Origin of the sequence: Campylobacter concisus, assembly GCF_050447445.1 — a bacterium.
Taxonomy (GTDB): domain Bacteria; phylum Campylobacterota; class Campylobacteria; order Campylobacterales; family Campylobacteraceae; genus Campylobacter_A; species Campylobacter_A concisus_BI.
Genome location: NZ_JALMFW010000001.1, coordinates 1,763,344 through 1,785,572, shown reverse-complemented (window position 1 = coordinate 1,785,572; position 22,229 = coordinate 1,763,344). Strand labels below are relative to the sequence as shown.

27 protein-coding genes are annotated in these 22,229 nt (G+C 36.8%); 17 read left to right on the top strand and 10 right to left on the bottom strand.

The features are described 5' to 3' along the window. Positions 1–34 precede the first annotated feature (34 nt). On the bottom strand, positions 35–595 hold the full coding sequence (locus tag MTT30_RS09260) for a manganese efflux pump MntP family protein (RefSeq protein ID WP_429801752.1): 561 nt from the start codon (positions 593–595) through the stop codon (positions 35–37). A gap of 107 nt (positions 596–702) precedes the next feature. On the opposite strand from MTT30_RS09260, the gene MTT30_RS09255 reads away from it, so the two are divergent. Both MTT30_RS09255 and MTT30_RS09250 read left to right on the top strand, forming a co-directional pair. Continuing rightward, positions 703–1,452 carry a DUF4197 domain-containing protein gene (locus MTT30_RS09255; protein ID WP_429801751.1) on the top strand — a complete coding sequence of 250 codons (750 nt, stop codon included), beginning with the start codon at positions 703–705 and terminating at the stop codon, positions 1,450–1,452. Next, positions 1,449–2,330, top strand: coding sequence for a DMT family transporter (locus MTT30_RS09250; protein WP_429801750.1), 882 nt, complete (start codon positions 1,449–1,451; stop codon positions 2,328–2,330). Before MTT30_RS09255 ends, MTT30_RS09250 begins: the two co-directional genes overlap by 4 nt. On the opposite strand, the gene MTT30_RS09245 is transcribed toward MTT30_RS09250, so the two are convergent. Continuing rightward, complete coding sequence (locus MTT30_RS09245) at positions 2,327–3,052, bottom strand: class I SAM-dependent methyltransferase (protein ID WP_429801749.1); 726 nt, start codon at positions 3,050–3,052, stop codon at positions 2,327–2,329. The two genes, MTT30_RS09250 and MTT30_RS09245, sit on opposite strands and share 4 nt — an antisense overlap. 47 nt (positions 3,053–3,099) lie before the next feature. Here MTT30_RS09245 and MTT30_RS09240 point away from each other — a divergent pair, with 47 nt between their 5' ends. Continuing rightward, complete coding sequence (locus tag MTT30_RS09240) at positions 3,100–3,492, top strand: acyl-CoA thioesterase (protein ID WP_429801748.1); 393 nt, start codon at positions 3,100–3,102, stop codon at positions 3,490–3,492. Here MTT30_RS09240 and MTT30_RS09235 read toward each other — a convergent pair. After that, the gene (locus tag MTT30_RS09235) at positions 3,483–3,842 is read right to left on the bottom strand and encodes a Fur family transcriptional regulator (protein WP_072594097.1); all 360 of its coding nucleotides are present in this window, start codon (positions 3,840–3,842) and stop codon (positions 3,483–3,485) included. The genes MTT30_RS09240 and MTT30_RS09235 overlap by 10 nt on opposite strands. A 147-nt stretch (positions 3,843–3,989) precedes the next feature. Here MTT30_RS09235 and MTT30_RS09230 point away from each other — a divergent pair, with 147 nt between their 5' ends. The 4 genes from MTT30_RS09230 to MTT30_RS09215 are packed head-to-tail and all read left to right on the top strand — an operon-like array spanning position 3,990 to position 8,033. Then, complete coding sequence (locus MTT30_RS09230; RefSeq protein WP_429801747.1) at positions 3,990–4,934, top strand: metal ABC transporter solute-binding protein, Zn/Mn family; 945 nt, start codon at positions 3,990–3,992, stop codon at positions 4,932–4,934. Between the two features lie 3 nt (positions 4,935–4,937). Beyond that, positions 4,938–6,443, top strand: a complete 1,506-nt coding sequence (locus MTT30_RS09225; protein ID WP_429801746.1) for a nickel/cobalt transporter — start codon at positions 4,938–4,940, stop codon at positions 6,441–6,443. Further along, entirely contained in the window at positions 6,440–7,225 is a 786-nt protein-coding gene (locus MTT30_RS09220; RefSeq protein WP_429801745.1) for a metal ABC transporter ATP-binding protein, read from the top strand. The genes MTT30_RS09225 and MTT30_RS09220 overlap by 4 nt, the downstream gene beginning before the upstream one ends. A 1-nt stretch (position 7,226) precedes the next feature. Then, complete coding sequence (locus MTT30_RS09215; protein WP_087577230.1) at positions 7,227–8,033, top strand: metal ABC transporter permease; 807 nt, start codon at positions 7,227–7,229, stop codon at positions 8,031–8,033. On the opposite strand, the gene MTT30_RS09210 is transcribed toward MTT30_RS09215, so the two are convergent. Then, positions 8,014–9,345 carry an MATE family efflux transporter gene (locus MTT30_RS09210; protein WP_429801744.1) on the bottom strand — a complete coding sequence of 444 codons (1,332 nt, stop codon included), beginning with the start codon at positions 9,343–9,345 and terminating at the stop codon, positions 8,014–8,016. The genes MTT30_RS09215 and MTT30_RS09210 overlap by 20 nt on opposite strands. A gap of 252 nt (positions 9,346–9,597) precedes the next feature. Continuing rightward, the gene (locus MTT30_RS09205; RefSeq protein ID WP_429801743.1) at positions 9,598–10,044 is read right to left on the bottom strand and encodes a type II secretion system protein; all 447 of its coding nucleotides are present in this window, start codon (positions 10,042–10,044) and stop codon (positions 9,598–9,600) included. A gap of 141 nt (positions 10,045–10,185) precedes the next feature. Between MTT30_RS09205 and MTT30_RS09200 the strand changes: the two genes are divergently transcribed. Beyond that, positions 10,186–11,058, top strand: a complete 873-nt coding sequence (locus MTT30_RS09200) for a cytochrome-c peroxidase (RefSeq protein WP_072594031.1) — start codon at positions 10,186–10,188, stop codon at positions 11,056–11,058. Next, complete coding sequence (locus MTT30_RS09195) at positions 11,048–13,468, top strand: bifunctional diguanylate cyclase/phosphodiesterase (RefSeq protein ID WP_429801742.1); 2,421 nt, start codon at positions 11,048–11,050, stop codon at positions 13,466–13,468. Before MTT30_RS09200 ends, MTT30_RS09195 begins: the two co-directional genes overlap by 11 nt. Before the next feature lie 3 nt (positions 13,469–13,471). Here the strand turns inward: MTT30_RS09195 and MTT30_RS09190 are convergent, their stop codons facing one another. Beyond that, positions 13,472–14,230, bottom strand: coding sequence for an exodeoxyribonuclease III (locus MTT30_RS09190; RefSeq protein WP_429801741.1), 759 nt, complete (start codon positions 14,228–14,230; stop codon positions 13,472–13,474). Between the two features lie 53 nt (positions 14,231–14,283). On the opposite strand from MTT30_RS09190, the gene MTT30_RS09185 reads away from it, so the two are divergent. Together MTT30_RS09185 and MTT30_RS09180 are read left to right on the top strand one after the other, a co-directional pair. After that, positions 14,284–14,649: a diacylglycerol kinase gene (locus MTT30_RS09185; protein WP_429801740.1), complete on the top strand. Its 366-nt coding sequence runs from the start codon at positions 14,284–14,286 to the stop codon at positions 14,647–14,649. A 1-nt stretch (position 14,650) separates the two neighbouring features. After that, entirely contained in the window at positions 14,651–14,878 is a 228-nt protein-coding gene (locus MTT30_RS09180) for a replication/maintenance protein RepL (RefSeq protein WP_072594035.1), read from the top strand. A gap of 27 nt (positions 14,879–14,905) precedes the next feature. Here MTT30_RS09180 and MTT30_RS09175 read toward each other — a convergent pair whose 3' ends face one another. From MTT30_RS09175 to rpsT, 4 genes are all read right to left on the bottom strand, one after another. Further along, entirely contained in the window at positions 14,906–15,034 is a 129-nt protein-coding gene (locus tag MTT30_RS09175; RefSeq protein WP_429801739.1) for a hypothetical protein, read from the bottom strand. A gap of 283 nt (positions 15,035–15,317) precedes the next feature. Then, the gene (locus MTT30_RS09170; RefSeq protein ID WP_429801738.1) at positions 15,318–15,737 is read right to left on the bottom strand and encodes a TOBE domain-containing protein; all 420 of its coding nucleotides are present in this window, start codon (positions 15,735–15,737) and stop codon (positions 15,318–15,320) included. A gap of 270 nt (positions 15,738–16,007) precedes the next feature. Then, a complete protein-coding gene (prfA, locus tag MTT30_RS09165; RefSeq protein ID WP_429801737.1) occupies positions 16,008–17,075 on the bottom strand; it encodes a peptide chain release factor 1 in 1,068 nt (355 codons plus the stop codon). A gap of 15 nt (positions 17,076–17,090) precedes the next feature. Beyond that, entirely contained in the window at positions 17,091–17,360 is a 270-nt protein-coding gene (rpsT, locus tag MTT30_RS09160; protein WP_009295094.1) for a 30S ribosomal protein S20, read from the bottom strand. A 157-nt stretch (positions 17,361–17,517) separates the two neighbouring features. Between rpsT and glmM the strand changes: the two genes are divergently transcribed. The 6 genes from glmM to MTT30_RS09130 all read left to right on the top strand — a co-directional run bounded on the left by glmM (position 17,518) and on the right by MTT30_RS09130 (position 22,210). Continuing rightward, entirely contained in the window at positions 17,518–18,858 is a 1,341-nt protein-coding gene (glmM, locus tag MTT30_RS09155) for a phosphoglucosamine mutase (RefSeq protein ID WP_429801736.1), read from the top strand. Then, positions 18,851–19,303 carry a signal peptidase II gene (lspA, locus tag MTT30_RS09150; RefSeq protein ID WP_429801735.1) on the top strand — a complete coding sequence of 151 codons (453 nt, stop codon included), beginning with the start codon at positions 18,851–18,853 and terminating at the stop codon, positions 19,301–19,303. Before glmM ends, lspA begins: the two co-directional genes overlap by 8 nt. Then, positions 19,293–19,655: an NINE protein gene (locus MTT30_RS09145; RefSeq protein ID WP_429801734.1), complete on the top strand. Its 363-nt coding sequence runs from the start codon at positions 19,293–19,295 to the stop codon at positions 19,653–19,655. Before lspA ends, MTT30_RS09145 begins: the two co-directional genes overlap by 11 nt. A 9-nt stretch (positions 19,656–19,664) precedes the next feature. Next, a complete protein-coding gene (locus MTT30_RS09140) occupies positions 19,665–20,099 on the top strand; it encodes a CopD family protein (RefSeq protein ID WP_004317437.1) in 435 nt (144 codons plus the stop codon). A gap of 9 nt (positions 20,100–20,108) precedes the next feature. Next, a complete protein-coding gene (locus MTT30_RS09135; RefSeq protein ID WP_429801733.1) occupies positions 20,109–20,654 on the top strand; it encodes a hypothetical protein in 546 nt (181 codons plus the stop codon). A gap of 116 nt (positions 20,655–20,770) precedes the next feature. Then, complete coding sequence (locus MTT30_RS09130) at positions 20,771–22,210, top strand: acetyl-CoA carboxylase subunit A (RefSeq protein WP_429801732.1); 1,440 nt, start codon at positions 20,771–20,773, stop codon at positions 22,208–22,210. The last annotated feature ends 19 nt before the right edge of the window (positions 22,211–22,229 follow it).

The window sequence follows — 22,229 nt, the reverse complement described above, 5'->3', positions numbered from 1 at the left end:
CTTAAATATTATTTTTAATTGTTATTTTAAATTTTTATTGGACTGCGCCGTTCTCAATTAAATGCGTTATTAAAATTTTAAAACCTAGAAAAATTAATATCGCTCCGCCCAAAAAGAGTGCCTTTTTCTCTAAAATTTCACCCATAAATTTACCGATGTAAAAGGCAGCTAGGCTTAGTGAAAAGCAGACTATGCCGATGATGAGCGCACTCTCAAATACATTAACCGCTTCAAAGCTAAGCGTGACGCCAACGGCAAGTGCGTCGATGCTTGTGGCAAATGCACCTACAAAAATGGTCTTAATATCCATGCCCAAAGAGTCGCCAGCCTCGCTACTACAGGCCTCTTTTAGCATTTTAAAGCCAAGAAAACAGAGTATAAAAAAGGCGATGAAGTGATCGATAGAGCTTATAAATTTAGCAAAGCTAATGCCTAGAAAATAGCCAAGAAGCGGCATGAGAAACTGAAAAAATCCAAGCATGAAGGCTATAAATAAAATTTTGCCAAGGGCAAGGCTTTTATACCTTGCTCCGTTTGCCATATTTAGCGCTGCGCTATCCATGCTAAGAGCGAAGCTAAGAAGTAAAAGCTGCATAAATTCCCCTCAAAAAGGGTGAATTTTAGTGCAAAAATATTAAATTTATTTTAAGTGTTTAGATATTTTTTGTATGATTTTGCTTTAAATTTAAAAAAGGAGAGAAGATGAAAAGATCTCTTGTTATTCTTTGTGGCGCACTTGCTTTAAATTTACAAGCCGCAAGCATGGACGATATGATAAATAAAGGTGTCAAAATCGCCACTCACGCATCAAGCGGCGACTACAAAAGCATGGTTAGCGAGGCGCTAAATGCTGCTGTTAGTGAGCTTTCAAAAGAGGGCTTTATGAACAACACCACAGCTAAAATCCCGCTTCCAAAAAGCCTTGAGATGGCGTCAAATTTAGCCAAAAAAGTGGGTGGCGAGAAGTGGGCGCAGGACCTTAGCAAGTCGATAAACAACGCCGCAACTACGGCCGTGCCCAAGGCTGCTGAAATTTTTAACGAGAGTATAAAAAATATGAGCGAGTCAGACGTCAAAAAGCTCTTTAACGGCGGCAGCGACAGCGTTACGAAGTATTTGCAGCAAAGCTCCAGCCAAAAGCTAAAGGTGGCATTTGCGCCTATAATTGAGAAAATGATGAGCGATAATAGCTTTGCGACTGCCTATAATGGGCTAAATTCTTTCATCGGCAACTCAGCAAAAAACAACGAAACGATAAAATCAGTAAAAAACTTAGCTAAAAATTTAGGCGCAAGCGAATATGTGCCAGATGACGGCGAGGATCTAAACGCCTACATCACGAGAAAGACGCTAGATGGGCTATTTAACGTCATGAGCGAGAAGGAAAAGGGGCTAAGAAGTGGCTTTAGCCTAGATAGCGGTAAAAAGGTGCTAGACTCGATCTTTAAATGAGAAATTTGACCGCTCAAAACAAAGCCGACATCGCTCTTATCGTAGTTGCCGTTGTTTGGGGCGCTACGTTTTTACCCATGGCAAATGCGCTAAAGACAAATGGCGTCTTTGTCATGCTTTTTTGTCGGTTTTTTCTCTCGGCTATCTTTATGGGCTTTGTCGCGCTTAAATTTGCTAAGAAATTTGACAAAAAGAGCGTGATATATGGCGTTATCCTTGGCGCGGTGCTGTTTTTGTCATTTGCAACGCAGACTTACGCCCTAAAGCTCACATTTAGCTCGAGCGTCGCCTTTATCACGGGGCTTGAGTGCGTGATCGTGCCTTTTATGACAGCACTCATTTTTAAAAATAAAATAACCATTTTTGCTATTTTTGGTGCACTTATTGCCATTTTTGGACTATGGCTTTTAAGTGGAGCCGCTCTTGCCTTAGGAGCTGGTGAGGCACTTGCCCTACTTTGTGCCATATTTTATGCACTTTACACAAGCTTAAATGGCCACTTTGTAAGAAAGTGCGAGCTTTATTTGCTTGTATTTGTGGTATTTCTCACCGTCTCTTTACTCTCATTTGTCTTTGCGTTTATTGAAGGTGGTGTGGTGCCAAATTACGATAGGGAATTTTTTATAGCAATTTTTATCACTACATTTATTGGCACCATTTTTTGCTACTTTGTACAAACCATCGCTCAAAGATATACAACGGCTAGCAAAGCAGCTTTATTTTTCTGCCTAGAGCCAGTTTCTGCTGGCTTTATCGGCTATTTTTTCGCTGGTGAAAAGCTAACACTCATACAAATTTTTGGCGCGATCTTAATAATCTTTGGAGTTATTTTTAGTGAATTTGGCAAAAAAATTTTCTCTAGATCAAAACTAGTTTAAAAGACAAAAAGCTTCATCTGCGACTCTATCTTTTCATCTATAAACTCGCCATCAAATCTCTCTTTTAACATCGCTAAAACCGCTTTTTCATCGTAGTTTTTAGCTCCATTTATCTCAAGGTGCCAGCAGATATTCTCAGCAGCCTCCTGCACGCTTCGTCTAGCGATCCTAGTTTCATTTAAAATTTCACTCTTATAAGCGATCCCTTGCTCATTTAGCCACGCTTCAAGCCTATTTACAACGTTTTTTTGAGAAAGCGTGCGACCAAATTTTTCAAAAAATGGCTCTAGCAGATCAGAGCTTCTAGGTTTATCCCAGCCAAGATAGAGTTTTTGCTTTGCAATACTATGAAATTTAGCAAAATCTTCATCGCTAGCAATCGCTGGACTCATCGTGCAAATGGCGATATCAAAGTGCTTTACGGGCTTAAATTCTCTCCAAGAGCAAACCTTGCTAGCTAAATTTGTCACGCCAAATCTTTTGGCATCTTCATTTAAAATTTCTATCATATTTTTTGAGCTATCAATACCTATTATATCTTTTGCAGTTTTTGACAAAAATATCGTCCAAACACCGGTACCACAGCCTATATCAAGAATTTCTTTACCGCTAAAATCAACTCCCCAAGCTAAGGCTTTAGCAAAAATTTGTTGCTGAATAGCACTTACTTTGCCATCAAACCTTTGATAATTTGACGCCTTTTTATCCCATAAATTTTGCATTTTAGCTCCTTATTTTTTGGTTATAATTCTAGCAAAAAAGGCTAGAAATGAAAGATTTTATCTACAAAGCAATAATCCCACCACAAGCCATAGATATGCACGGACATATGAATAATGTCTACTATTTCACGCTTATGCAAGAGGCCGCATTTGCCCACTCTGCCGCGGTTGGCGATACGGTTGAGGCGCAGTATAAAAGAGGCGAGATCTGGCTCATTAGAAAAAATGAAGCCAAATATATAAAAAGCGTAAAATTAATGGATGAGATAGAAATCCACACTTACACGCAAGCTGAGGGCAAGGCGACTTCTTGTAGATACTTTGAGTTTAAAAAAGATGGCGAGCTAATAGCAACTGGCAAGACCGAGTTTGTTTACGTTGATCTAAAAACAAATCGCCCAAAAGCCATTCCAGCTGAGGTCATCGCTCTTTACTCGTGATCACACTCATCACAAACGCCTTTTATCACGGCGCTTTTTATATTTTTAGCGACGTTTAGATGGGGCATATCGATGTTTGTGACTTTATGACAGATATCGCAGATAAAGTACGCTTTTGCCTCATTTGCTAGTTCGTAGTAGCTTTTATGATTGTTTTCAGTTTTTATGACAAGGCCTTTTTTTTCAAAAATTTCTATGCTTCTATAAAAAGTGGTTTTATTTGCATTAAGGCTTTCTAAAATTTCATCATAACTTAATGGAGTTTTGGCATTTTGCAAAATTTCAACGAGCTTTATGCGAAAAGTAGTTGCCTTGATACTATGCTCTTCTAAGAAATTTCTTGCATTCATCCTTGCCCTTTTTATTTTTTGTATATTAACGCTAAAAGTTTTAAATTTCATTTAAAAAGCACTATATTTAGGCTTTTGTTCTTTAAGTTGCAACCAAGTTGCAATTTGCTAAACTTCCGCAATATTTTTTCAAATAAAGGAGAGATGGTGAGAAAGATTTTTGTTTTTTTAGCAGTTTGCGCTTTGTCGCTTTTTGCAAAGCCAGTTGTTACGACAAGTATATTGCCTACAAAATTTTTTGTTGAGCAGATCGCTGGTGATACACTAAGCGTAAATACAATGGTTGGCAAAGGTGCTGATCCGCACACTTATGAGCCAAAGCCAAAACAGATGAAGGAGCTTGAAAAGAGCGAACTTTACTTTGCTATTGGTATTGAATTTGAAGATACTTGGCTAGAGCGTTTTTCAAAATCTTTTAAAAATTTACGCATTATAAAAACACAAGAAGGTATCGAAAAGATAGCTATGAGCGATGAACACGAGCATCATGAACATCATGAACATCATGAACATCACGAGCACAAGCACGAGGGCGAGCATAAACATGAGCATCACGAGCATCATGACCATGACCACGAAGCTAGCGAGCATCATCACCATCATCATGATGGCCTTGATCCGCACATTTGGCTTGATCCGGTTTTAGTAAAAACTCAAGCTGATAATATTGCTAAGGCATTAATAGAGAAATTCCCGCAAAATGCAAAGCTCTATGAGGAAAATTTAGCTAAATTTAAAGCTAATCTTGACGAGCTTGATAGTTTTATCAAAAATACTCTAAAAGATGTTAAAACTCGCGAATTTATCGTATATCACCCATCTTGGGGGTATTTTGCAAAACGTTATAATTTAGAGCAAATCGCTATCGAGATAGAGGGTAAAGAGCCAAAGCCAGCTGAGCTAAAAGAGCTCATCGAAGAGGCTAAAGAGCACGGCGTAAAAGTCATTTTCGTGGCTCCGCAGTTTCCAACAAAGGCTGCGAATTTAGTAGCAAAAGAGACTGGCTCAAAGGTTATAAGCATTGATCAGCTCCCAGAAAATTGGCTAGATGAGATGAAAAAAACAGCAGAAATTTTTGCCAAGAGTCTATAAAAGATGTTAGCACGCCTGATTGTCATTTGCTTATTTACTATAAATGCCTTCGGGTGTGCTCTTTGTTCGCTTTATAGCCCGACCGCTCATGTGAGCGTAAAATTTGACTCAAACGAAAACAATATCACTACAATTGCTTTTTCATGGACATTTTCGCAAAATTTCTCAGAGCTTATGAGGCAAAATTTTGACCTAAATCAGGATGAAAAGATAGATGAAAGCGAGATCAAAAAGATCCGCTTAAATTTACTTGATTATCTTGTACCAAGGCATTATTTAACGAATATTGAGTACTTTTACAAAGATGAAAATGCTACAAAACTTGAGTTAAATTTAAAAAAGTATAAACTCTATTTTGATGAGGGTAGATTAAAATTTGATGTTAGTTTTAAGACAAATTTGCTTATCAAAGATGGCTTTGTGGTGTCTGTTGAAATGGACGACAAAGAGGGATATTTTAATTTTAAATTTACACAAAATAACGCATTTTTGGTATCAGATCAGTTTTGGACGATACCAAATCCAAATGCAAATTTAATATTTTTTACATTTTCAAGTAAAGCTGCAGCCAAAGCTCATAATGAAAAACCTGCATTAAAAGAGCTTCTAAAAGAGCCAAACTCAGTAAATTTTGAAGATGAAAATTTAAGCCAGATCGATAAAATCGATGAAGCTAAGTTTGATCTTGCTTCAAAAACAAGTCTAAGCATGCTTGATAGATTAAAGCAAATTCTAAGAAATTTTGATCAAAAAAGTCCGCTAACTCTGCTATTTTTAGCGTTCATATCATTTGGTTATGGCTTTTTACACGCTGCATCTGCGGGACATGGCAAGGTGCTTACAAGCTCTTATTTTGCCGCGACTGGTGGAAACTACGCCAAAGCCTTTTTCTTCTCTTTAAAGATCGGATTTTTACATGTTGTGGGTGCGTTTATTTTTGTGCTTGCTAGTTTTATAATATTGCGTGAGATCAGTAGCGATCTTACAAAAGATACAGCAAGCGTTACGACAGCATTTTCTGGCGTTATTATCTTTTTTGTAGCGATTTTTATGCTTTATAAAAAGGTCAAAATTTATCTTTCAAGCAAAAAAGAGTTAAATAAATTTTATATTTTTAGCTCAAGTTTAAGCCAAAATTTGAGTAAAAATACAAAATTTACTAGCGACTGTGGCTGTAATATCTGTACTACAAAAAAACCAAAAAGCAAAGAAGAATGGCTGGTTGCGGCTGCTGCGGCACTTATTCCTTGTCCTGGCACGATACTTGTCTTTGTGCTAGCAAATGAGCTAGGCAGCTACTTTGCAGGCGTTATAAGCGGCCTATTTATGGCGCTTGGCATGAGCGCAGTGATATTTTTAGCGGCTGTTTTTGGAGCTAAGATAAATGAGAGCACAAATATTAAGCTAAAAAAGTTTAAAATCTATGCCGAATTTATGGCTCTTAGCATTATGCTTTGGCTTGGACTTTTTATTTTTACTACGACATTTACGCAAAAGAGTCTGTTTTGAAAGAAATTATAAAAATTAGAAATTTAAACTTTAGCTACGATAAGCAAGTGGTTTTAGAAGGTATCAATTTAGATTATAGTAGCGATGAATTTTTAGCTATCATCGGTCCAAATGGTGGTGGCAAAAGCACGCTTTTAAAGCTTATCTTAGGACTACTTAAGCCTCAAAGTGGCGATATAAAACTCTTTGGAAAAGAGCCAAGCGAAGTCAGTAAATTTATAGGTTATGTGCCTCAAAATTTTCTCTCAAATCAAAGCTTTCCGATGATGGTTTTAGAAGTAGTTTTAATGGGGCTAATTGATAAAAAAATTTTTGGTTTTTACTCACAAGCTGAGAAACAAATGGCTCTTGGTGCCCTTGAGAAAGTTGGCATGAAAGAATTTGCAAGTGCTAGAATTGGTGAGCTAAGCGGTGGCCAAAGACAGCGTGTATATATCGCAAGAGCGCTTTGTACAAATGCAAAAGTCCTCGTTTTAGACGAGCCAACAGCCAGTATCGACACAAAGGGTCAGGCTGAAATTTATGAAATTTTAAAAAATATAAATGCAAGCGGTGTTGGCGTAGTTTTGGTAAGTCACGATCTAAATATCGTGCTAAATTATGCTACAAAAATCGCCTATGTGAGTAAAAATTTACATATTCATAAAACTCATGAAGATACCGCAAAAAGAGAATTTATAGAGCATTTAGCAAAATCTCATAGCCATTTTTGCGATGTCGAGATCGCACTTGGTGAATGTGAGTGCAAAATCAAAAGTAATGTTTTTAAGCTAAAGAGATAAAATGAGTGAAATTTTAGAGTTAAATTTTATGCAAAATGCCTTTATTGCTGGTATTTTAGTGAGTATCATTTGTGGGCTCATAGGCTCGCTCGTTGTTATAAATAAAATGACTTTTATCGCTGGTGGCATCGCGCACGGAGCATATGGCGGCATAGGACTTGCCTTTTTCTTCTCGCTCGAACCACTTCTTGGAGCTAGTATATTTTCACTCTTTTTAGCCCTCATAATTGCCACTATCACCCTAAAAGATAAAACCAACATCGACTCAGTTATCGGTGCTATTTGGGCATTTGGTATGGCTATTGGTATCATTTTTATCGATTTAACTCCGGGATACAATGCCGATCTCATGAGCTATCTTTTTGGCTCTATCTTAGCAGTAAGCGGGCAAGATATAACATTTATGAGTATTTTAGATATCTTATTTTTGGCGCTCATTGCCCTTTTTTATCGTCAATTTGTAGCTATTAGTTTTGATGCAGAGTTTGCAAAGCTACGCGGTGTAAATACAACTTTTTTTCACTATTTATTAGTGTGTATGATGGCACTTTGTGTAGTAGCTACGATTCGTGTTGTTGGGCTGATTCTAGTCATCGCTCTTCTTACTATACCGCCATATTTAGCACAAATTTTTGCCAAAAGACTTGGGCTGATGATGTTAATCTCTACTATCTTTTCAGTCATTTTTTGTTTTAGCGGTCTATTTATTAGCTTTTATTTCAACCTAACAGGCGGAGCTAGCATAATCTTAGTTGCTTCACTTTGCTTTTTTGCTTTTTGTTTTAAATTTAAAAGCTTACGCCAGTAGCCCTTCTTAACTGATGAAGCGTCCAAAAGACGAAGCAAATGGCTGTAAGATAGACACTAAAAAATAGAGCTAGCCATATAAATTTTATCTCAAGACCAAAATAGAAAACTACTGCGTAAAAAAGTGATCCTTGAAGTACAAATTGCCTAAATCCATTTAGCAAAAAGATGGCCACTGGGCGTTTTATGGCCTGAAGAGTGCTGCCTGAGACATTTATCGTGCCATAAGCTACGTAAGCAAGAGAATTTATACCAAGATAAAGCCCTGCTATCTCCAAAACTGCCGGCGTATCATCGAAAATTCTTATCATATCTTCACCAAAAAATCTAATAAAAACGCAAGCGAATACACAATAAATAAGTAAAAAAAGAAGCGAAATTTTATAGCATTGTTTAGCTCTTTTAAAATTTTTAGCACCATAGTTTCTTGAAACGATACTTAAAACTGCTGCGGCCATACCAATGGTCGGCAATACCAAAATTTGCTCTATCCTCAAAGCTATACCATATCCTGCTACGGCATTTACGCCATAGTAGCTTATAAATTTTAAAAGTACAAGTGAGCCAAGTGACATCGATAGATAGTTCAAGCAAGCTGGTAGAGCTTGCTTTGTAATCTTTGCCCAAATGCTAAAATTTGGCACAAAATAGCTTAAATTTCTTGGCTCGATCATCTTAGCTTTTTTAACTTTTACAAAAAGGTAGATCATGCCCAAAAGCTGAACACTAGCTGTTGCTAGAGCAAGTCCTTTTACACCAAGACCCAAAATGAATGCAAAAAAGTAGCAAAAAAATGCATTGATAAAAAGGCCATAAAATAGCCAATTGCGGTAACTTTTTGTATCTCCAAGTGCCACGAGTACGCCATTTAGAGATTTGATAATCAAGAAAAACGGTGCAGCAAGAAAGATAACACCTGCGTAATCAAGCGCCTCTTTTAAATAGTGATGATCGGCTCCTAAAAAAGTGAGCAAATTCGGTGCTAAAAAATAGCCACAAAACCCCATAAAAATAGCAAATACTAGCACGAAGATAATTCCATTTGCCGCATAAAATTTAGCCATTTTTATCTTTCCTGCTCCAAGGCTATTGCCTATTAGCGCAGTTAGTGCTGAGCCAAAACCAAGCCCAATGCCTACAATACTTAGATAAAGTAAAAAACTCATAGCCATACCAGCTACGGCAAGGGTAGAAATTTTTGCTGCAAAAAATGTGCCGGTAACATTATAAAGAGTATTAAACATCATTGCGGTGCCAGCTGGAAGCGAAAGCGAAATGATGAGCTTATTTAACGGGTCTTTTAGTAAATCCATGGTTTGATTTTACGTTTTTTCTCTTTAAAATTTGTAAAGGATAAAAATCAATTAAATTTAATAAAAAGCCATTACTCATGAGTAATAAATTAGGATTGATATCTTTTGGTAATGTATTAAATCTTAGAAAGCTTTTATTTTTATGTGTATAAATTATTTGTATAAAAATTCGTATTTCTATCAGTCTTTGTTATATTAAAAATTTAGTAGGCCAAATATCATAAAAAGCAAGGAAAATACCTTGCTAAAATTTTATTTATATTTTATGCCCATGCCACCAAATTTAAGCGAATTAGCTGTCTTATTATCGCTACTTTCAATTAGAGTTTTAACATCTGCTAAGCCAGGTAATTTCCAAACTTGCTCACAAAGACCACCTGTTTTTACAGTAATGCCTATCTCACCACTAGTGTTATTTCCAGGACGTACCTCTAAACACTCATCATCTTTTGCTTTTACTGGTGTTTTTACATTTGACATTTTCTTGACAGCTTTGTTAATATCCGGATCGGTAGCAAATTCGCCTTGTGAAGTGTAGTAAGAACCCAAGTCCGAAATAAGTGTTTGTATATTTGAAGCAGTTTTTGATATCTCTGCATCATCCCTTGTTAAAGCTAGTTTTGGTATAGCAACCGCAGCTAATATACCTAATATAACGATCACGAAGATCAACTCAATCATCGTAAAGCCTTGTTTCATGACTTCTCCTCCCTGAAATATAAATATTTTCTAAATCGAGCGAATTGTATCATAAATTTCAAAAAAACAATAAAATAATGTACTATATAAAAAATCAAAAATTTGCCGATATAAAAAAGAAAATTAAAAATTAGGGGCGTTATGAAGGGCGTTATACTTTGTCTATTTATCATCACGATTTCATTTTGTAAATATGAATCCTATAAACCTCTTACGGTAGTAAAATATAATGAAGAAAAGGCTCTGCTTGGTAAAAAACTCTTTTTTGACAAAAGACTAAGCCCGAATGAAAACTACTCTTGCCAAACTTGTCATAACTTGTATTGGAATTTAAGCGGAAGCAACCAAGATAGCATGGAAAAAGGCACTTTAAATCCTCCAACCATATTAAATGCTGCAGCAAACTATCTATTTTATAGCGATGCAAAGATTAGCAACTTAAAAGATCAAGTAAAAGAGTCCATAACCTCTAGAATAGAACTAAACTCAGATAATGACAAGATAGTGGATTCTGTAAATAATATCTCTGAGTACAAAATTTTATTTAAAAAAATTTATAATGACGGTATTAATTTTGATAATATTGCAGATGCAATAGCTGAGTTTGAGAAGGCTGTCTTGAGTGTTGATTCGCCATTTGATCGTTTTATATCAGGTGATAACAATGCCATAGATGATAGCGCAAAGAAAGGATTTGAGATATTTAATAATATAGGCTGTGCCGCTTGTCACAATGGTAGAAATTTGGGAGGAAATTTGACACAAGATATTGGCCGAGAAAAAATTTCTGCCTTAGATACAAGCAAAAGATTAAGAAGAGTGCCATCACTAAGAAATATTACAAAAACTGCTCCATATTTATCTCATGGAGAGATAAACGATCTAAAAGAGGCTATAAGCTTTATTGGTAACTACCAGCTAGGATACGTTCTTAGCAAAGATGAAATTGATGCTTTATACTCATTTTTTCTGACATTAAATGGTAAAAAGCCTAGGATACTAAATGAGTACTAAGCGAATAAAAACCATACTTAGCGTCTTAACAGCTATATTTTTCATTAGTGCATTTTTTATATATAAAGCAAATATAGCTATTGGTGCAGCTCATAAATTTGATGACGGGATTTTAAATCTAAAATTTATAGACAATGAGATAACTTTTTCTTTGAATAATATTTATGATATCTCAAACTACGACAAACTCAATGCTGACATAAATTCTTTTGATACAAATTTGAGCAACCTTTCAATGCTTAGTGATGAGATGATGTTGTTTCATCAAAATGAAATAGCAAAAGACATACAAAACATAAAAGATACATTTAGCAAGAAAGTATTTTTTGCGCAAAGATCAGCTTATGTAAACTCATCTATAGATTCTTATATCCAAATAAGTCAATATGAGATACAAAATCTCGCACTTTCAAATAAGCTTGAGCCTATATTTTATGCGATAAAAGGTGCTTTGATGCTTAGTCCTGAAGCAATAGATGATATTTCAAAGCAAATAAAAATGTATAAAAACGAGTATAAAGATAACCAAAAAGCTCAAAATGTATTAGACAAGATACTTTATGCAGCTCAAGCTACAAAAACTTTACGTACAATCTCAAATAGTGTAAAAGAGCTACACCTTGATAATCTGATAGAAAATTTTAGAAACAAAATCCTAGAATTTCACTCTGATGAGGTGAATAAGGCAAAAATAGCTCAGAGAATTTGCTTACTTACATTTATAATATTTTGTTCATTTGGTCTCTATCAAATTAAAATAGCCTCAGAGCGTTTAAGACAGATAAAACTCTTAAGATCCACGGTTGAAAACGATCATAGCTCTATTGTCTATTGCGATAAATACAATAGAATTTCATATGTAAATAAAACCTTTGAAGAAAAAACTGGCTACAAACTAAAGGATGTAATCGGTAAAAATCCTAGAATACTAAAATCATATATGCACCCGCAAAGCTTTTATGAATCCATAAAAGATGCTCTGCAAAAATCTCTGCCTTGGGAGAGCGATGAGCTTATAAGCAGAACAAAAAGCGGTGATTTTTTATATGAAAAGGTAAAATTTTCGCCATTTTTCTTTAAAAATAAATTTGAGGGCTACATAGCTGTAAAGCTTGATAGGACTAAAGAGACGCTAATACTAAATGAACTAACTCAAAAAAATGAACAAATAAAAATACAATCTTCAATCGATAAGCTAACAGGCTTTGGCAACTACTTTGCTTTAACTGAAATTTTAGACGCACAAAAAGATGGAGTGCTCATTTGCTTAAGCATTAAGAATTTTAAAATTTTAAGATTCTTTTATCAAACTAAGATTATCGATGCAATGCTAAAAGCAGTAGCTGATACACTAAAGCTTTGTATAGATACTTCTGAGATAAAAGCAAAGCTATTTAGATTTCAAGATGACGCATTTTATATATGGTATGAAGGCGATAATATCGTAAGAGATATTGAATATATAAGAGAATATTTTGGCTCAAATAGGATAAATGTCACTATTGATGAAAAATTTGAAAATTTACCAGGCATAAAGATGGTATTTGGTGTTTCATTGCCAAATGATACCCCACAAACTAACCGCCTAATGCAATCAGTCCTTGCAAATCAGCTCGCAATAGAAAATGGTAGCAATATTTACTACTATCTAGAAAATGACGCCATTGAGATGAAATATCACAAAAACCAGCTGGCAGTTCAACTAATCGAAGATGCGTTAGAAAATGATAGAGTCATAGTAGAAGCACAAGGTATCTTTAACTTAGAAGAAAATGAGACCGAAGCAAAGTATTATGAAGTTTTGGTTCGTATAATCGATCAAAATGGCAAGATACACTATCCAGGCGAATTTTTAGATATAGCCATGAAAACGCAACTATATCCACAAATAACCAAAAAGGTGATAAGTCTTGCGTTTGATCTAGCCAAAAGATATCCAGATTATATGTTCTCAATAAATTTATCAAATACCGATATTGCTGATGCTAGTATGAGAGAGCTTATAGAAAGCAAGTTAAACGAGTGCAAAGATCCTAATAAAATTTGCTTTGAAATGCTAGAGAGTGAAGAGCTTAGCGACTACGTTGCGGTAAATTCTTTTATAAAACGCGTCAAAGGCTATGGATGTAAAATTTCGATTGATGACTTTGGCTCAGGATACTCAAACTATTACCGAATTTTGGAGCTTGATATAGACACTATAAAGATAGATGGCTCGATAATCAAGAAACTTCCATTTGACGAAAATGCTAGAGTTCTAGTAGAAACCATCGTAAGCTTTGCAAAAAAACAAGGCTACAAAATAGTAGCCGAGTTCGCAAGCTCAGAAGAAATTTTAAATCAAATCAAAAATTTTGGAATACCTTATGCACAAGGTTTCTTACTGGGCAAGCCTCGTAGAATGGAATAGTAGCTAAATTTCTATATCTATCCCAACTGGGCAGTGATCGCTGCCTGTGATCTCTGGCAAGATAAATGCGTCTTTTAGCCTATCCCTTAATCCTTGTGAGATAAAGAAATAATCAATCCTCCAGCCGACATTTTTTGCCCTTGCGTTAAAACGGTAGCTCCACCACGAGTAAGCATCCGCTACGTCGCCATTTATGGTTCTAAAGGTATCTATAAAGCCACTTTTTAGCACCTCGTCGATCCACGCTCGCTCAATAGGCAAAAAGCCTGAAGTTTTGGCATTTGCCTTTGGATTTTTAAGGTCGATCTCACGGTGAGCAGTATTTACATCGCCGCAAAATATTACCTCTTTGCCGCTTTTTACAAGCTCTTTGCAGTAAGCTAGAAATTTCTCGTAAAAGTCCATTTTATAGGCTAACCTTTCGTCATCCTTTTGACCGTTTGGAAAATAGATATTAAAAAGCACGATATCATTAAATCTATGCTCCAAAACTCGCCCTTCCGCATCGTCAAAAAAAACTGCCTTTTGTGTCGAAATGTCAAAATTTGCTAGGCTCATCACGCCAGAGTATCCGGCCCTCTCGCCTGAATTTACACTGATATCTTTAAAGCCAAGGTTGTAAATTTCCTTTGGCACGTCATTTTCTTTGACCTTGATCTCTTGAAGCGCTAAGAAATCAGGCTTTTGCTCCGCAAGCCATGCAAAACCATCTTTTGTTACAAGTGCTCTAAGTCCATTTACATTCCAGCTAATAAGTTTCAAATTTCATCCTTTTTTTAATTATAATTATGCCAAAAATCACAAAAAGGAAAATTATGAGAAACCAGCCAGAGTATAAATTTTTTAAAAATTTTGGCTACGCAAGAGAGGGTTTGGCTGAAATTTTCAAAAACGAAAAGAGTTTTAGGATAGAAATTTGCATATTTTTATTAGCGACACTATCGCTATTTTTTTGGAATTTTGACCTTGTTTTTAATCTATTTTTGATCTTTAGCATGGCATTTGTACTAGTTTGCGAGTGCCTAAACTCTGGTTTAGAGCGAGTAACTGATCTTGCAAGCCCAGACTATCACGCCCTAGCAAAGACGGCAAAAGATGCAGGAAGTGCAGCTGTGATGATCGCAAATTTTTTATGTGGCACGCTTTGGTGCGCAGCGATAGGATATAAAATTTGGAGCTAGCATGAATGAAGAAATTTACAAGGCAATCATTGGCGAGAAAAAGGTAGAAATTATAAATTTGCTAGTTAAAAGCTGTGATGAAAATGGCTTTATTGTAGTAAAAATTTCAGAAATTTGTGAAAAGCTAGATGTGAGCAAACCAACCGTAATAAATACCTTTAAGTTGCTTGAAGAGAAGAAAATTTTCGAGCGAGTGAAAAATGGGGTTTATAGATTTAAAAATTTATAGTGGCAAGCAAACGCTTACAACATCTTTTTAGCCCATAGTCTTAGCAGTGATCATGTCAAATGTCAAGCGGTCAGTTATCACGACTGACCCTAGACGACTAGCTCCGCAAACGCCACCAGTGATCTTGCCAGCTACATATAGATTTGGTATAGGCATAGCCGTTTGAGAGCTTATGACTTGGGCTTTTTGTGTTGATATTTGGCCGCCTATTGTTTGGTAAACTTTTGGCGTGCCATGCTCTGCTTAAAATGGCGGATAGGCTATAAAAGTAAAAAAATAATATAAATCTTCCTATAAAATTTTTAAGTAAATAGCTTTAAAAATATTCACTACGACTTATTTAAATTTATAACTTAGTTGATAAATTTTAGAGTATTTTAGATTTTAGTTTAAGAATAAAATTTAATTTAGAAGGAACGGAGCAAAACTGCTCCATAAATTATTTAACACCGACTATAATTTGAGTTGCTTTAATGATTGCAGTTACTTTATCGCCTGTTTTTAGAGCTAGATTACCAATAGACTCTTTTGTGATGATAGCTGAAATTTTACTACTATTTGCATCGATAATAACCTCAGCATTTACTGCACCATCTTTTATCTCGCTTACAGTACCTTTTATTTGGTTTGTGGCACTTAGTTTGATGCTATCGTCTTTTGAAACGATAACGCTTGAAGCTTTGAATAAAAATATAGCTTTTTTACCAACTTTTAGATCAAGAGCTTTCTCACTATCAACTGTAACAGTAGCTTTTAAAACTTCGCCACCTGCGAGTTTACCAGCGATCAGCGAATTTACCACACCTGTTCTTACTTCAGAAATTTCAACATTTAATTGATTTCTTGCACTTATTGACATATTTTCTCCTTATTTTAATTTAAAAGATTTTGTAATTGTAAAGGAACATTTTTAATTAAAGCTTAAAACCAGTTAGTGGAATTTATTAATATCAAAAATATAAATTTAAAATACTCAAAATACCTAAAATAGGTATTTAAGATAATTATATAAAAAATTTTAATTTCTATTATTAACATAAAAATCTATAAAAAATAATATTTAGTATTACTTGTGACCACAGATATTTTATAAGTTTAAAAGATAGAAATAGAAATTTTGAAGAGCAGTTTAGATGCCAGCTTCAAGCATAGCTTCAGCTTGATAATGCGTAATAAGTGGTTCGATTATCTCGTCAAAAAGTCCTGCTGCCATGATCGCATCAAGACGGTAAAGTGTTAAATTTATACGGTGGTCGCTTATGCGGTTTTGTGGGAAGTTATATGTTCTTATCCTGCCAGAGCGATCTCCAGTGCCGACCTGACTCTTGCGTTCACTAGTCTCTTTAGCAAGTCTCTCTTGCTCTTGTATCTCGTAAAGCCTAGCCTTTAGCACCTTCATCGCAGCTTCTTTGTTTTTGTGCTGGCTCTTGCCGTCTTGGTTTGTCACGACGAGGCCTGTTGGTATGTGTGTGATCCTAACTGCACTATCGGTTGTATTTACCGACTGGCCACCGTGGCCTGAGCTTCTCATAACATCGACTCTTATATCGTTTGGATTAATCTCGATCTCACTATCTTCGACTTCTGGCATGATAGCCACAGTCACAGCCGAAGTGTGCACCCTGCCCTGGCTCTCAGTCTCTGGTACACGCTGAACTCTATGTGTGCCACCTTCAAATTTTAGTCTTGAGTAAGCGCCTTTACCTTTTATGAGTACGATGATCTCTTTAAAACCACCAGTATTACCTTCACTTTGGCTAACGATCTCAAATTTATATCCACGAAGCTCTGCATATCTAATGTATGCGTTAAATAAATCGCCAGCAAATAGTGCTGCTTCATCACCGCCAGTACCTGCACGAATCTCTAAAAATATATTTTTATCGTCGTTTGGATCTTTTGGAAGAAGTAAAATTTTGATCTCTTCTTCAAGCTTCTCTCTTGAAATTTCTAAACTTTTTAGCTCTTCTTTTGCAAGTTCACCAAGCTCAGAGTCCTCAAGTAGGGCTTTATTTTCGTCGATGTCTTTTAAAATTTCTAGATATTTTGTTGCGGCTGTTGCGACTGGCTCGATTGATGACTGTTCTTTTGAAAGCTTTGTCATCTTTTCGATATCGTTTGCTATATTTGGATCGCTAAGAAGCGTAGAAATTTCATTATAGCGATCCAAAAATGGATGAAGTTTATCAGCAAACATTAAAATTTATATAAATTAAGCAGCTTTTAGAGTGTTTACTAATTGAGCAAGGCGACTAACGCGGCGAGCAGCAGTTTGTTTCTTTAAAAAGCCTCTACTTACAAAGCTGTGGATGCTTTTGTTAGCAACTTTTAAAGCTTCATTTGCAGCTTCAATATCTTTAGCTTCTACAGCTACACGCACTGCTTTTGTGATATTTTTAAGTCTAGTGCGGTAAAATCTATTTCTTTCTGTTCTTTTTATAGTTTGTCTAGCTCTTTTTTCAGCAGATTTATGGTTTGCCATAATATACCTTTTTGAATAATTTTAGTCGGTGATTATATTAAAGATATAATAAATTTAACCTTAATTTAAGTCATCCTTAATGAAAGTAAAATTTTAGATTTTAAATTTGCTAATTTCTGATAAAATAGTCCAATTTTATAATAAAAAGGATAAATTGATGAAACTTTTTGGAACAGACGGAGTTCGTGGTAAGGCTGGCGAAAAGCTTTCAGCTCAAACATCTATGCGACTTGCAATGGCTGCTGGAATTTACTTTAGAAAAACCTCAGCGACAAATGTGATTTTGGTTGGAAAAGATACTAGAAAAAGTGGCTATATGATCGAAACTGCCATCGTTGCAGGACTAACTGCAGTTGGCTACAACGTCCTTCAAATAGGCCCTATGCCAACACCTGCGATCGCATTTTTAACAGAAAATATGCGCTGTGACGCTGGCATAATGATAAGCGCCTCACACAACCCATACTACGATAACGGTATCAAATTTTTTGATAGCTTTGGTAACAAACTAGATGAAAAAATAGAAGCCGAGATAGAAAAAATCTTCTACGACGATGAACTCATTGCAAACGCTCAAAAGACGATGACAGAGATCGGTGCAAACAAGAGGATCGACGATGTTATCGGCAGATATATCGTGCAGATCAAAAATTCATTCCCAAAAGAGCTAAATTTAAAGAATTTACGAGTAGTTTTAGACGTGGCAAATGGCGCTGCTTACAAGGTCGCACCAACTGTATTTAGCGAGCTTGGAGCTGATGTCATTGTCATAAACGACGAGCCAAATGGTAGCAATATCAACCAAAACTGCGGCGCACTTCACCCAGAAGATCTAGCAAGCGAGGTAAAAAGGCTTCGTGCTGACATCGGCTTTGCATTTGACGGCGATGCTGATAGACTTGTCGTTGTCGATGAAAACGGCGAAGTTGTGCATGGCGACGCGATACTTGGTTCACTAGCAGCATTTTTACACGAGCAAAAGGCGCTAAAAGGTGGAGCCATCGTGGCTACGGTGATGAGTAACGCCGCACTTGATGACTATCTAAAAGCCCACAAGATCAAGCTACTTCGCTCAAACGTAGGCGATAAATACGTGCTTGAGATGATGAAAGAAAATGGCATAAATTTTGGTGGCGAGCAAAGCGGTCACGTGATATTTAACGACTACGCCAAGACTGGAGACGGTCTTGTAACCTCGATGCAAGTAGCTGCTATGATGCTTAAAAAAGGCAAAAAAGCTAGTGAAATTTTTGGCGAGCTAAAGCCGTATCCACAAATTTTACTAAATTTAAAGATCACAGAGAAAAAACCGCTTGATAAGATAGAGGGGCTAAAAGAGCTTGAGGCTAGCCTTGCAAAAGAGGGCATAAGATCGCTCTTTAGATACTCTGGCACTGAAAATTTGATCAGACTTTTACTTGAAGGTAAAAATCAAACTTTAGTTGAAAAACGCATGGATGAAGTTGAGAAATTTTTTGTAAAAGCCCTAAATGCGTAAAAGCTTAGTCAAATTTTTCATCGCGTTTTTTCTCATTTTTATCGTTGATCAAGCGATAAAGATGATATTTATAGATGGTTTTTCGTGGGACGGAGAGTTTTTTTCGCTAGTTCTTACATATAATAAAGGCGTTGCATTTTCGATGTTTGCCTTTTTAGATGAGTGGCTGAAATTTATCCAAATCGCCCTCATTTTAGGCGTTTTTGTCTATCTGATAGTCGAAAAAAAACTGCTTTGCTCGCATGCCATTTGGCTTGGAGCTTTGCTAGGAGCTGGTAGCTCAAATATCACAGATAGATTTATCCATGGCGGCGTCGTGGATTATGTCTTTTGGCATAAGTGGTTTAACTTTGCGGTCTTTAACTTCGCTGATGTGATGATCGATCTTTGCGTCGTGATGATACTTTGGCAAAGTTTTAGAAAAAGGAGAGAGAGTGGGAAATAATATCTACGTCGCATACGCGCTTTGGCTATTTACTGGCTGGCTTGGAGCGCATAGAATTTACCTTGGTAAATTTATCACTGGCTTTTTGATGATGGGACTATTTTTTATCGGTTACTCTTTACAAATCATCCTCGTTGGTTATTTATTCTTGGCTATTTGGGGCATTTGGTGGCTAATCGATACATTTTTGGTTGGCGCTTATGTCGAGAAAAATTTACAAAAGGCCGAGCTAAAAGAGAGAGTAAAACTAAAAGATAAAGAAGAGGACTTAAAAAGGCTTTACGAGCTTTTTGAGAGTGGTGCGATCAGCAAGGCTGAATTTGAAGCTAGAAAAGAGATACTTTTTAGATAAGGAGACGTTATGGCAGAATATTATCTTTACTTAAAATACCTCCACTATTTGTTTTTCATCTCGTGGATGGCAGTGCTGTTTTATCAGCCAAGACTCTACGTTTATCACGTAGAAAATATGGACAAGCCAGACTTTGTAAAAGTGGTTGAGGTGATGGAGTACAAGATGTATCACTACATCGGCTGGGTAGCACTTATTGGCTCATTTGTCACTGGTATTTTGATACTTATCGCGATGCCTGATCTTATAAAAACTGGTCACATCCACGTTAAAATTTTAGTTGTCATCTTAATGGCCATCTATCACCTAGACCTTGGACGCTACATGAAGCAGCTCAAAGAGAAACGCTGTAACAAAAGTGGCATCTTCTTTAGAGCTTACAACGAAGTGCCAACTATCGCGATGCTCATCATCATCTGGGTAATGATAGTAAATCCATTTTAAAGGAATTTGATGAAGAAATTTGTAGCATTTATCGCTTTGCCAGCGCTCTTGCTCGCAGCAACTCAGTATTTTGAGCCGATGCAGATAAAATTTGACAACAGGCTATACTCGCTAGCAGGCTCAGCCAAGCCTGTGCCAAATTTATTCACGCAGGAGTACTTGCTCCCTGGTGAGAAACTAGATAGTTTTAGCTACATGCTCTCGCTAAATACCCTTAAATTTGACGCTACGCCAGAGCAAGCAGTCGAGCAAAAGATAAATGATCTAAAAGAGCTAAAAACAAAAGGGCTAAAAGTAGCTTATAAAAAGGGCTCGCTCGCAAATGAAATTTATCTTGATATCACGATATTTTCAAACCTAAATGGCGTGCCAACAGCCGAGCACTCGATATATCGCTACACCAAACAAGGCGGAAATTTAGTCCTTTTTACCATCCAAAGGCGTGCTTATAAAAAAGAGGGCATTCAAAGATTTGCTACAAATTTCACGATCGAGTCACAAGACTTTAGCAAAAAGGCCCTAGCCATACCTTTCCCACAAATAATCAGCAAATAAAGAAATTTGAGTGTAAATTTAGCCTTTGCACTCAAATTTTAAAACCAGACTTAACAAATTTATCTAAAAATAAAACGAATAGTTATATGATAAGCAAAACTCAAAAAGGATAGCCTATGATACATAAAATTCTTATCGCAAATCGTGGTGAGATCGCAGTTAGGATAGTCAGAGCTTGTAGGGATTTACACATCCAAAGCGTAGGAATTTACACAGCGCCAGACAGCGAGTGCTTGCATGTCAGGATCGCTGATGAGGCCTATCAAGTGGGCGAAGATCCGATCAAGGGCTATCTTGACGCCAAAGCTATCGTAAAGCTTGCTAAAGAGTGCGGGGCTGACGCGATACACCCAGGATACGGCTTTTTAAGCGAAAACTACGAATTTGCAAAGGCAGTTGAGGACGCTGGGCTTATCTTCATCGGTCCAAAGGCCGAAGTCATCAAGAAAATGGGCGATAAAAACATCGCTAGATATCTGATGAAGAAAAACGGCATACCGATAGTGCCAGGCACTGAAAAGCTAAATGACGAGAGTATGGACGCCATAAAAGAGCACGCTAGACGCATCGGCTATCCAGTCATCTTAAAAGCAAGCGGTGGCGGTGGCGGCCGTGGCATCAGAGAGGTATGGCAAGAAGAAGATATGCAAGATGCCTTTGAATCATGCACCAGAGAGGCAAAAGCATACTTTAACAACGACGAAGTTTTTATGGAGAAGCTTGTCGTAAATCCTCGCCATATCGAGTTTCAAATTTTAGGCGATAACTACGGCAACATCATCCACCTTTGCGAGCGTGACTGCTCTATCCAAAGGCGCCACCAAAAGATCATCGAGATCGCACCTTGCCCATCGATTAGCGAAAATTTAAGAAAGATCATGGGTGTGACTGCGGTGGCTGCTGCAAAGGCTGTGGGCTACTCAAACGTAGGAACGATCGAGTTTTTGCTAGATGACTACAACAACTTTTACTTCATGGAGATGAACACCCGTATCCAAGTAGAGCACGGCATCACTGAAGAGATCACAGGACATGACCTAGTAGTTAGGCAGATAAGGATCGCAGCGGGTGAGATATTAGAGATCGAGCAAAGCGATATCAAGCCGCGCGGCTACGCGATAGAGGCTAGGATCACGGCTGAGAATGTCTGGGAGAATTTCATCCCAGCGCCAGGCACGATCGAGGGCTACTACCCAGCTCTTGGCCCATCTGTACGCGTCGATAGCCACGTCTATAAAGACTACACCATACCGCCATTTTACGACTCACTCATCGCAAAGCTGATCGTCAAGGCGACTGACTACGATCTCGCGGTAAATAAGCTTGAAAGAGCACTTGAAGAATTTACCATTGAAGGCGTGCGAACGATCATCCCATTTTTGCTAACGATTAGCAAAAGTAAGGAGTTTAGAAGAGGATTCTTCGATACTAGCTACGTTGAGAAAAACTTAAAAACTATCCTTGAAAATACCTACGACGATATAAATAAAGAGCCAAGCGACGATCTAGAAGAGGTCATCGTGGAGGCGATAAAAAGATATAAAAAGAAGAGATAATTTTATCTAACACTACGGC